Consider the following 12,452-nt stretch of genomic DNA (forward strand, 5'->3'; position numbering starts at 1 on the left):
ACACCATCGACCACCGCAAGTCCAATTTAAACAGTATGCCCGGTTTAGGAATTCTGGGTAATTTACACCTCTCGAGTCGCCGAATCCCGAACGCAAACGCGCAACGCAAAGCGGAGACGTCAACTCCAGTAACTCGCAAGCGAATTGGGGTGACACGAACGGGTGACTCGCCCTAGGATCGTCGGCGGCGGCATTGCCCGCCCCGCTCGGAGAACTCCCGTGCGGCAATGGGTGAGTTGTACCGTTTTACATTTACACAGCCCGAACATGCTGCTGCCGCAGGGGCTCTCGACAGGAAACCGGAGGACGCTGAATTCCCATGGAAGACCCTCCCGGGGAGCCGGAATCCCCGTATCACTGCACCCCTCATTCACTGCGTGAAATTCACTCCGTGTCCTTACAGCTCTCCTTAGCCAGCTCCGACACGGAAAGGAAGCAGATTCTCGACTCGTTCGGTATGACAGTCGAGGAATTCGGCGACCTCTTCGGTCACAGTTACAGATTCATCGGCCTCGACGACGACTGAACAACCGGTCTCCTCTGGACGCGCGATCAGCGAGCTCGCAGCTCGCCGGACCGCATCACCACAGGTCAAACGGGTTCTTACCACTTCGTGCCCGACTCCGTCGTCCCCTTTACACCATGCCGTCCATCACAGGAGCCGTGAAGAAGCATGCCCGCTTCCCCGCTTTCGGTCATTCCCACTGTCGTCGAACAGTCGTCTCGCGTCCTGCAGACCTATGAGGTCGACCCCGGACTCGTCCCCGAGCACGCCAACGGAGAACGCCGTATCACCCAAGGAGGGTATGGCGACCGTCAGCTCTTCGAACTCGTGCAGAACGCAGCCGACGAAATCGCCGCCGAGCCCGGGGGTTCCGTCCAGGTCGTCCTCACCGGCACGCACCTCTACTGCGCCAACGAGGGCGAACCGGTGACCCCCGAAGGCGCGGAAACCATCCTTCGAATGAGCATGTCGCGCAAGCGAGGAGGGCAGATCGGACGTTTCGGCGTGGGCGTGAAATCTGTTCTGGTCGTAACCGACACCCCGCAGTTCTTCAGCAGCTCCGGCTCCTTCGGATTCGACCGCGAATGGGCACTTGGGAAGATCCTTTCGGTTCCCGGCGTGCGGGAGCGTCTGGGTGAGCGGTTCGAGGCACCGGTGCTGCGTATGGCGCGTCCCCTAGACACGGACGCGGAGCGGGCTCAGGACACCGTCCTCGACGAGTTGCTGGGTTGGGCCACGACCGTCGTCCGCCTGCCGTTGCTCGCCGGAGCCGCCGACCGGTTGGCGCTGGACATGCACGGTGGGCGGACGACCGCCGGATCGACCCGCGAGGAGTTCCCCCTCGGGTTCCAGTTGCTCTCCCCGCACGTGGCGAAGGTCGTCCTCGAAGACCGTCGACCTCGGCCGGTCGTCCGGCGCGTGCTGACGAGCAAACAGTCCGGTGACCTGCACACCATGGTGGAGGAAAGGACGGGAAGGCCGGCTTTCAGCACCCGCTGGCGGGTCTTCTCCACCACGCACGAACCCGGTCCGGCAGCTCGGGCCGACGCCGGCGAACTGCACGACCGGCTCGCTCTGGACCTCGCCTGGGCCGTACCCGCGCTGGAGAAGGACAAGAAGAGCGGGCTCCACGTCAGCCCCCAGGCGCGGGGGCGGGGTCGCTTCTGGTCCTTCTTCCCGACCAAGTACGAGATGTCCCTCAGCGGCATTCTCAACGGCGCCTGGAAGACGAACGAGGACCGGCAGAACCTGCTCGACTCCTCGCCGTTCAACGAGGAGATGGTCAAGGTCTCGGCGACGCTGGTGATCGACTCCCTTGCCCGTCTGTCTCCCGCCGAGGACCCTGCCGCGTACCTCCCGCTGCTGCCCGGCCGGGTGAAGGAGGCGATCAGTTGGGCCGACGAGTTCCTGACCCGGGAGATCTGGGAACGAGCGGCCGTCCGTCCGTCACTGCCTGACCAGGAGGGTGTGCTGCGCGTCCCCACCGAGCTGCTCGTCGCTCCGCGACTCGACAAGGACAAGAACGCTGGCTGGCTGCGGATGTGGCACGAGGCTCCCGGCCGCCCGTCGAACTGGCTGCACCCGAACGCCGAAGCCGACACGCTGCGTTCGGGCAAGGTCGAACACATTCTCGGTGCGGCCGGTCACAAGCGGGCGGGCGTGCGCGAATGGCTGGAGGCCCTGGTCGCGTGCGGCAACGCCGAGGCGTCCGCCACGGCGATCCGCATCCTCGCCGACATGATCAAGAGCAAGTCGCCATACGCCGAGGAGGCCCGCAAGGCCGAGATCGTGCTCACCGAGGAGCACGGCCTCGTCGCCCCTGTGCCCGGCCAGGTGTTCCGGCGTACGGACGAGGACGGGCTGCGCGAGTCCCTGAAGTACGTGGTCGGCGAGATCGCGCAGGACCCGAGGCTCGTCTCCGCCCTCGACCTCCTCGGCATCCGCGAGGCCGACATCGAAGGCCGGTTCATCAGCGTGCTCGACCAGGGCTTCGAGGACTACGCGGACGCCGAGTGGGAGCGGTTCTGGGACCTGTTCCGTCAGGCCGGCGGTCGCCGTCTGACCCACACGGTGCTTCAGCAGGTGCCGAACGCCCGCGAGACCCTGCGGGTACGGACTGCGGACGGGAAGTTCCGACCGGTACGCGACTGCATGCTGCCGGGTGCGGTGGTCGACGCGACGCGCGACCCGGGCGTCGCCGTCGACGTGCGGTTCCACTCCGACGACCTCGCCTTCTTCCGCGAGATCGGCCTGCGTGAACGCCCGTCGAGCTCGATGCGTCCGGAGGGCGAGGCCTGGTTCGAGGAATACCGGGAAGCCGTCCACACTTCCTACCTGCGCGCCCCGGACGCCCCTCGCGCCGGCATCAACAGGATGAAGGTGGAGGGGTCTCCGATCGGTGGTCCGCTGCACCTCTTCCGATCGCTCTCGCAGGAATCGCGCGCGGCTTTCCTGAAGGCGCTTCCGGACGAGGCCGTGGTGGACAACTGGACGCGACAGATCGGCGCCCAGACGAGCACCCGCCGGGCCGTGGTGTCGCCGATCCGTTGGATGCTGCGGAAGTACGGTTCCGTCTCCACCTCTCAGGGCCTCAAGTCGTTGCGGGAGGCTGTCGGACCCCAGCTCGCCGCCTACCGAGATGTGCTGCCTGTCGCCGACATCTCCCCGGAGAAGGCTCGCAAGCTGCGCCTGCCCATCACGGTCGACGAGGTCCCGGCCGAGCACTGGGAAACTCTCCTGTCGGAGGTGACCCGGAGCGAGGACGACGCCTTCGTGGGCAACACCTACGTGATGCTGACCCGATTCGACGCCGCATTCCCCGAGGACTCCCTGACTCGCTGCAGGATCGGCGACACCTGGGACACCCGCCCCGACGAGGAGATCACCGTCGCGATCGGCTCGACCGAGTACCGGGCACTGCGCGCGGAACAGCTTCCTGCCCTGCTGGTGGCGACCCCTGAGGACGCCGAGCTGATGATCGAGAAGTGGGGCATGAAGCGTTACGCCGACGCCATCGCCCTGGAGACCCGAGAAGTCCCGGACGGTGACCCGGTCCCGCTCGTGGAGCTGTACCCCGCCCTCCGGCAGCGGCTGAACAGCGGCAACCGGAACACGCTGGTACAACGGTGCACGGAGCTGGAAGAGGTGACCCGGACTCTGAACGGCGTGAAGCCCCGCCCCCTCGACGCGGTGCGCCAGGGCGGTACGGTCAAGGTCCGTGTCCCCCTGGCCTCCGAGCCGATGCTGCGGCTGATCGACCGGGAACTGAAGCTCGGTCTCGGTGCCGCCGGCTGCAGGGCTGTGTTGGATCACCAGGAACGCATGGCACGGGACAGCGAGATGAAAGCGGCCCGGCAGGCCGTACGCGACGCCGACGACGTGGTCACCAAGATCGAGCTGCTGATCGGCGCGGAAGCCCTGCGCACCGGGCTGCCCGACGGGCTGATGGACGCCGAGCTGCAGGAGAGCGATGGCGCCGAGCCCTCCGGGCACCGGATCGCGCAGATGGCCTTCAACTCGCACGGCGACGGCGTGCTCCAGGAGCACGCCCGCGACATCCAGGCCAGATTCCCCGACGCGCCGGTGGCTTACGGCGGTTCGCCTGCCGCCGTGGCGTTCGTGTCGGACCTGAGGCTGCCGGTGAGCTTCGCCGGTTCCAAGACTCCCTCACCGCCCGCCTTCGAGACGGTGGACGGACCTCGGGACTTCCCTCGCCTCCACGCCTACCAGGAAGACCTGGTACGCAACATCACCACCCTGCTCGACCGGCTGGCACCGCAACGCGCCATGTTGTCTCTGCCCACCGGCGCGGGCAAGACGCGGGTCACGTCCGAGGCCGTGATCCGCTGGGTGAAGCGGGTCGGAGACCTTGGAGGTCCGCTGTTGTGGATCGCTCAGACCGAGGAGCTGTGCGAACAGGCCGTGCAGAGCTGGAAGTTCGTGTGGAACAGGGTGGGCGCGGAGCGACCGCTCACCATCAGCCGACTGTGGAGCAGTCACGAGGTGGGGAACGTGGTCGAGCACCCGCATCTGGTGGTCGCCACGGACGCCAAGCTGGAGCGGTGCCTGAGCACCGACCAGTACGCCTGGCTGCGACAGGCCGCGCTGGTGATCGTGGACGAGGCCCACACTGCCATCTCCAAGCGGTACACCGGAATACTGACGCAGCTGGGGCTCACGCAGTACGAAACCGGGCGGCATCTTCTCGGTCTGACCGCCACTCCGTTCCGCAACACCAACGAGGAGGAGACACGTAGGCTGGTCAACCGCTTCGGCAACCGGCGTCTCGACGAGGGTGTCTTCCCGTCCGGCGATCCGTACCGGGACCTCCAGGAATGGGGGATGCTCGCGCAGGTGGAGCACCGCACTCTGGAAGGCGGCCGGATCGAACTGAAGCCTGAGGAGAAGGCGCAGGCCGACCGCATGGCGACGCTCTCCCGCGCCGCCGAGCAGCGGCTCGCCGACGACCACGTACGCAGCCGCCGCATCGTGGACGAGGTCGTCGGTCTCCCGGAGGACTGGCCGACACTGCTCTTCGCCACCTCTGTGGATCACGCCAAGTACCTGGCGGCCATGCTCAACGACCGCGGGATTCCGGCCGCCGCCGTGGACTCGACCACCAGCGCGCAGGACAGGCGTCGGCGCATCGAGGACTTCCGCGCGGGACGCATCCGGGTCCTCACCAACTACGGAGTCCTGACGCAGGGGTTCGACGCTCCCTCCACACGTGTCGTGGTGGTGGCCCGCCCGGTCTACAGCACCAACGTCTACCAGCAGATGATCGGGCGCGGTCTGCGCGGCCCCAGGAACGGCGGCGAGGACACCTGCCTGATCCTCAACGTCAGCGACAACATCGCCAACTTCGACACCCAACTCGCCTTCACCCAGTTCGAGCACCTCTGGAGCAGAAAGTGATCGACGCCTACCTCGACAGCCCCCCGCTCACCGACGAGCAGCGGGCCGTGGTCGAACAGCCTTGGGACGCGCGTGTCCTGGTCACCGCCGGAGCCGGGGCGGGGAAGACGCACACCCTGGTGCGCCGGCTCGACGCGCTGTGCGGCAACGAGAACCCGGACGAGGCGTTGGAGGCAGCCGAGATCCTGGTGCTCACGTTCTCCCGGGCCGCCGCCCGGGAACTGCGCGAACGGATCTCCCGGCACGGAGAACGGGCCCATCGGGTGCGGGCCCGGACCTTCGACTCGTGGGCCTACGAAGCACTCCTCCAGGCGCATCCGGACGGCGAGTGGGGATCGGTCGGATTCGACGAGCGCATAGCCGCCGCGACCCGCGCGATCGGAAAGGGCGCGTTGGAGGTCGGCGACGCCGTACCGCCCTCGCATGTCGTGATCGACGAGGTCCAGGACCTGCTGGGCGGCCGTCGCGAACTGGTGGAGACTCTCCTCGACCGATACCAGGACACTTGCGGTTTCACCGTCGTCGGCGACGCCGCCCAGTCCGTGTACGGATTCCAGATCGCGGACCTGGACGAACGTACCGACGAAACCGGCCGGTTCTTCGACTGGCTGCGCTGCTCCTACCTCGACGACCTGGTGGAGCTGCGTCTCACCCGGAACTTCCGGGCCACCACTGACGAGGCCCGGGTCGCGCTGGCGCACGGCCCCCGCCTGCAGCAGCTCACCGACCCGGACGAGGCGGGAACGCTCTACGACGAGCTGCGCGACCTCCTCCTGGACCCGGCGAACAGCATGGGCGACCTCGACGACGAGTTCACCCTGGACGGTCTGCGGGATCTCTCGGACACGTGCGCCATCCTCACCCGTGACAACCGGCAGGCGCTGGTGGTGTCCGGCCTGCTGCACGCGCACGGTGTCGCACACCGACTGCGGCGCCCTCTCGAAGAGCGTCCGGTGCCGTACTGGGTCGCCGAGCTGCTGCGCCGCACGGAAGCGACAGGTCTCACCGAGGACCGGTTCCGTGCCCTCCTCGCGGAGATCCCGCTCGGCTACGAACCGAACGCCGGCGCCCTGTGGACGGTGCTGCGTCGAGTCGCACGCGGATCCGGACGCGGTGTGGTCGATCTGGACCGGTTGCGTCGCGCGGTCGCCGACGGCCGGTTCCCCGACGAGGCCGCCGCCCCGGAGACCGCCCGGATCCTCGTCTCCACCGTGCATCGGGCCAAGGGCCTCGAGTTCGACCGCGTGATCGTCCTGGCCCCGCCGACCGTCGCGGAACTCCACAAGCGTCACAAGGAGGATCTCGACCTGCCCGCCGAGGTCCGCGCGCTCTACGTGGCAATGACACGCGCCCGCCACGACCTGTACCACGCGCCCTCTCCCGAACTGCCGCACTTCAGGAATGCGGGACACGGGCGCGACGGCCGTCGCTATCTCGGGTCGTGGCGGTCGTACGACAGGTACGGGATCGTCGCCGAGGCGGGCGACGTGTGCCGGGACGACCCGCCCGGCCACGAGACGGACGCCGTCGCCACCCAGGCATATCTCCTGGAACAGGTCCGCTCCGGCCAGGAAGTGATGCTGCGCAGGCGCCATGACGTACCGATGGGCGAGACCCAGAGCCCGCCGTACGTCCTGCTGCACCAAGGGCGCGAGATCGGCGAGGCTTCGCAACGGTTCCGGGAGGAGCTGTTCCAGGTGCAGAAGGTGAACCGCACCTGGGATCCCTGGTGGCCCGACGAGATCCACGACCTGTGGATCGACACCCTGGAAACCGTGACGGGCAGCACCGCCGCCGGTGCCAACGCGGGGCTCGGTGGCCGGGGCGTGTGGATCGCCCCGCGGATCACCGGCATCGGACGGTACCGGAGAGCCGACGACAACAAGGAGCAGAGCGCGTGACGCAGACATCAGGTCGGCACTCCGAGCACTATCGGGTCCGGGACGAGGAACTCCTGGCGGGACTCCGCCGTGAGCTCCTCGGCCCCGCCGAGAACGCCGAGCCGGACGACCGGGACGAGGTGCTCACCCAGGACGCGCCGATCGATCGCTATCTCACCGGCGTGCTGTACCCGCGTGCCGCCGACAAAGCTGCGCAGGAGCGGAAGAACGAGGACTCCGCCGAACACATTGGCCTGGACGACACCCCGCTGCTCCCCCGCGACGACGTCGAGGAGTCCGGCACCGCACAGGACGTCGGCGCCACGGCGGACCGTCGTCCTTCCTCGATGGGCCTGACCTTCGCGGTCGCCCCGGGCACAAGCACGATCGTGGTCTCGGCGCGCGCCGCCGTCTACGAGCCCACCGACGCGGACGGCAACCCGATCCCGGCCCGCCGTGCCGAGGCCCGCACCACCGCCGACCAGCGGGAGCGGTGGCGACGCAAGGAACTCGAACTCCCGGACTTCCAGGTCGACGCCACGACGCCCGACAGCGACAAGCGTGAAAAGCTCGAGGACAGGGTCCAACTGCGGGTGAACGTCCGTCGCCCCGACCCCGCCACCGGCACGGTCACGATCACCGTCACACTGATCAACACTCAGAAGATCGGCGAGCGGGATCTCCAGGACGCGTTCTCCCTGTTCCAGTGCGGTCTGACGGTACGGGCCGCCGACGGCTCCACGGCGTTCGTCGAGCGTCCCGCCCCGGCCGCCGCCCATGACCCGGAGATCGCCACCAGTCGGCTGCTGCACCGTCACGCCCCGACCTTCGCCGTCGGCCACGGCTGCTCCGCCGAATGGGACTGGACTCCACCGCCGATCGGGGTGACCGACACCGTTCAGGCCGCGGTCCCCGAGGTGCGGAGCGAGTTCGTGCCCACCGTGGAGGTGCTGCTCACCGACTCCAATCCGGAGATCGACAGCTCGGCGCTGTCCATGCTGGGGCTGGCTGAGAAGTCCGACGCCGAGGTCCTGGCCGCTCTGGAGGAGCTGGCCATGGGCTACGCCTTGTGGATCGACCGTAAGGCGATCGAAGCTGCGGCCCTGACGGGCAGCACGCACGAGAAGCCCGCTTCGGCCCAGGTGGAAGCCTGCTGCGAGGCGCTCGACCGGATCCGTGAAGGCATCGAGCTGCTCCGGACCAAGCCCGATCTGATGAGGGCGTTCCGACTGGCCAACCGTGCCATGGCCGAGCAGCGCGCCCGCAGCGCCTGGGTGAAGAACGGACGCGTCGACTCCCCCGATCCGGCCGCCGGTCGCTGGCGCCCCTTCCAGATCGCGTTCGTGCTCCTCTGCCTGGCAGGCATCGACGATCCCGGGCACCGCGACCGGAAGGTGTCCGACCTGTTGTGGTTCCCCACCGGTGGTGGCAAGACGGAGGCCTATCTCGGGCTGATCGCCCTCACGTCGTTCCTGCGCCGCATCCGCAAGGGCGCGCACGGTGGCGGTGTCACCGTCCTCATGCGCTACACGCTGCGCCTTCTCACCCTCCAGCAGTTCGAGCGCGCGGCGATCCTGCTCTGCGCTATGGAACACATGCGACGCCACACACCCGAGTTGGGCCATGAGGAGTTCTCCGTCGGCATGTGGGTGGGACGTTCGGCCACCCCCAACAAGCTGGCCGAAGCGAGCCTGAGACTCGGCGAGCTGCAGAAGAGCCTCGGTAAGCGCCTCGCCACCGAGAACCCCGTCCAGTTGCACGCCTGTCCCTGGTGCGGGACCCACCTCGATGCCCGGGACTACGAGGTCGACGAGGACGCCAAGCGGATGCATATCTGCTGCCCCGGCACGGACTGCGACTTCACCGGCGGCCTGCCCGTCCACCTGATCGACGAAGCGGTGTACGACGCACGTCCGACGCTGGTGATCGCCACTGTCGACAAGTTCGCCTCGATGCCGTGGCGGCCGGCGACCTCCGCGCTCTTCAACCTCGACGACCCGGACGACGCCACCCCGCCTCCGGAACTGATCGTCCAGGACGAACTTCACTTGATCTCAGGACCGTTGGGAACGCTCACCGGCCTGTACGAAACCGCCGTCGACGCGCTTGCCGACCGCCCCAAGGTGATCGCCTCCACGGCGACCATTCGCCGAGCAGCCGACCAGGGTCGCCACCTCTTCGCCCGCGGCGTACGGCAGTTCCCGCCCGCCGGTCTGGATGCCCGCGACTCGTGGTTCGCCGTGGAAACACCGCGCGAGGAGAAGGCGAGCCGCCGCTACGTCGGCCTCCTGGCCCCCGGCACCAGTCAGTCCACCCTGCTGATCCGTACGTACGCCACTCTGTTGCACCGGGCCAAGCAGGCAAAGACCGAGGCCGAGGTGCGCGACGCGTACTGGAGTCTCGTCGGCTACTTCAACAGCCTCCGGCTGCTGTCCGCGGCCGAACTCCAGGTCCATGACGACGTTGTGGCCTATCTGGAGCTGCTTGCCGAGCGCGAGGGAGTGGAGGTCCGCTCGGTCACCAACTACTCGGAGCTGACGAGCCGAATCGACGCCAGCGAGATCCCCACACGCCTGAAGGGCATCGAGAAGAGGCTCCCTGACGAGGACAGCGTGGACGTGCTGCTCGCCACCAACATGATCGCGGTGGGCGTGGACGTGGACCGTCTCGGTCTCATGGCCGTGATGGGCCAGCCGCAGACGACCGCCGAGTACATCCAGGCCACCAGCCGGGTCGGACGCTCGCACCCCGGACTGGTCGCGGTCATGCTCAACTCGTCCCGCTCTCGGGACCGTTCGCACTACGAGAGCTTCCAGCACTTCCACTCGGCCCTCTACCGCGAGGTCGAATCGACTTCCGTGACACCGTTCTCCGCCCGCGCACGCGAGCGGGGCCTGCACGCGGTGATCGTCGCTCTCGCCCGCATCATGATCCCGACGGCCCGTCCCAACGAGGGCGCCGGCAAGGTCGAGTCCTACGAACACATCCTCCGGGGACGCATCAGATCCGTGCTGCTGGACCGTGCGGCCGCGGTCACCCCGGAGGAGACCTCCGCCGTCTCCCAGGCCTTCGACGAGTTCGTCGACTGGTGGTGCGACGAGGCCGACATCCACAGCGGTCTGCTCTTCGAACCCCCCAGGGGCAGTCGTGCCCCCTCGCTCCTCAAGTCCTACGACGACGAGTCCGAGGACGGCGGGTGGTCCACGCTGTGGAGCCTGCGCGACGTCGACGCCGAGTCCGCCCTGTTCATGGAGGGAACCCGATGACCCCGCCCCCCGCCCGTCGTCGCCGGAACGGCGCGAACGGTTCCGCCCCCGCCCACAATCTTCCGCGGCGCGGTACGGTCCGCCGCGCCCAGGCGATCACCACGTACGGTGTCGGATCGCTCATAGCCGTCGACCAGGAGTCCTTCGTCGTCTCGGGGCTGGACGGGGCGGACGCGAGCTGGAACGCCGACGAGTCTCCGCGGATCCACGAACGACGTCTGGCCCGCCTGCTCGGTGTCGACTACTTCCGGCTTCCGCCCGCGTCCGACGACGGCAGCAAGGACGGCCTACGAGTCCGACGTTTCCCTTTGATGCACTCCTGCCCCGAGTGCACCGAACTGCAACGACACCGCGACTTCAACCCGCCCGCCGGTCGAAGCATCTGCGGCACGTGTGAGGTCGACCTCGTCCCCTCCCGTTTCGTCGTCGCCTGCGAGGCCGGACACCTCGGAGAGTTCCCGTACTGGCAGTGGGTACACCGCTCGACCGAACGCGGAGCCTCGACGACCGGACTGTGCGGCGGGAGGCTCAGGTTGCGCTCGTCCGGGCGGACGTCCTCGCTCCGCTCCATTCTCGTCTCCTGTACCTGCGGAAAGGCCTCCGAGGTCTCGATGGAGGGTTCCTTCCGCAGGAACGCGCTCAAGGATCTGGGACTCAAGTGCCACGGCACCCGCCCGTGGCTCGGCTCATCCGCCCCCGCCCAGGAGTGCGGACTGCCCCTGCGCACGCTCCAGCGCGGTTCTTCGGCTGTGTGGCAGCCGGTACTGAAGTCTGCGCTCTCCATCCCGCCGTGGAGCAACGGCCGCGCGGATCCGCTCGCCGAGCATTGGGACGCGCTCCGCGAGTACGACAGTCGCGATCACGTCGAGATCTATCTCAAGGGCGTCTTCAAGGGGAATTGCCCTGTCTCGCTGGACGAGGTGATGACGCTGCTCGACGCCGAGCGCGAGGAGGACCCCGACGGGCAGGCGGCCCCCACTTTCGACCATCGGTACCGCGCCCTGCGCAACAAGGAGTACGAGCGTCTCCGCTCGGGCAACGACGGGAGCGAGCACTCCCGCGACGAGCAGTTCGTCTGCGAGACCCCGCTGGGCGACCACAGCGTGCTCGGTCCGCTCGGTGTCACCGGCCCGATGCTGGTCAAGAAGCTCCGCGAGGTACGCGCGCTGAAGGCCTTCACCCGCCTCGCCGATCCCGAGTCGACGACCGAATCGAAGGAGATGCCGCTCTCCGACGCCTCCCTGCGCTGGCTACCGGCCATGGAGGTACGGGGCGAGGGCGTCTTCCTCCGGCTGGACGAGGACCGACTCGGCACCTGGGAGAAGGCGGCAGCGGTGGCCGCCCGGGTCGAGCGGATGCGCACCGCTCATCAACGGGTTCTGGAGCAGCGAGCCGGCGACCCGAGCCAGGTCGCCCCTTCCCCGGCCGTCCCGCGCATGGTGTTGCTGCACACTCTGGCCCATGTCCTCATAAACGAGTGGAGTCTGGAGTCGGGGTACCCGGCCGCGGCTCTGCGCGAGCGTCTGTACGCCACCGACGACATGGCAGGGGTGCTCGTCTACACAGCGACGAGCGACTCTGCGGGCAGTCTCGGCGGTCTCGTCGCCCAGGGCGAGCCGGCTCTCCTCGATCGCACGATCCGTTCGGCCGTTCGCCGTGCCGAGTGGTGTTCCTCCGACCCGCTCTGCATGGAGACCGAGGTGTCCGGCACCGGCGGGACGAACCTCGCCGCCTGTCACGCCTGCGTGATGCTCCCCGAGACGAGCTGCGAGCACAACAACATCCTGCTCGACCGCGCGCTGCTCGTCGGCACCCCGGAAGATCCTGACCTGGGATTCTTCGCGAACATACAGGCCCGCTGACACCACAGACAGAGGAACGTCGGCG

General features: G+C 68.0%; 4 protein-coding genes. All 4 read left to right on the top strand.

What is annotated here, in order from left to right; all coding sequences use genetic code 11:
* Positions 1-673 precede the first annotated feature (673 nt).
* The 4 genes from OG485_RS17675 to OG485_RS17690 are packed head-to-tail and all read left to right on the top strand — an operon-like array spanning position 674 to position 12,427.
* Positions 674-5,419: a DEAD/DEAH box helicase gene (locus tag OG485_RS17675; RefSeq protein WP_328669320.1), complete on the top strand. Its 4,746-nt coding sequence runs from the start codon at positions 674-676 to the stop codon at positions 5,417-5,419.
* Positions 5,416-7,320 carry a UvrD-helicase domain-containing protein gene (locus OG485_RS17680; RefSeq protein ID WP_328669321.1) on the top strand — a complete coding sequence of 635 codons (1,905 nt, stop codon included), beginning with the start codon at positions 5,416-5,418 and terminating at the stop codon, positions 7,318-7,320. Before OG485_RS17675 ends, OG485_RS17680 begins: the two co-directional genes overlap by 4 nt.
* A complete protein-coding gene (locus OG485_RS17685; protein ID WP_328669322.1) occupies positions 7,317-10,565 on the top strand; it encodes a helicase-related protein in 3,249 nt (1,082 codons plus the stop codon). The genes OG485_RS17680 and OG485_RS17685 overlap by 4 nt, the downstream gene beginning before the upstream one ends.
* Positions 10,562-12,427, top strand: a complete 1,866-nt coding sequence (locus OG485_RS17690) for a DUF1998 domain-containing protein (RefSeq protein ID WP_328669323.1) — start codon at positions 10,562-10,564, stop codon at positions 12,425-12,427. The genes OG485_RS17685 and OG485_RS17690 overlap by 4 nt, the downstream gene beginning before the upstream one ends.
* Positions 12,428-12,452 lie beyond the last annotated feature (25 nt).

The sequence above is a fragment of the Streptomyces sp. NBC_00328 genome (genome assembly GCF_036139655.1).
In the GTDB taxonomy this organism is placed as follows: domain Bacteria; phylum Actinomycetota; class Actinomycetes; order Streptomycetales; family Streptomycetaceae; genus Streptomyces.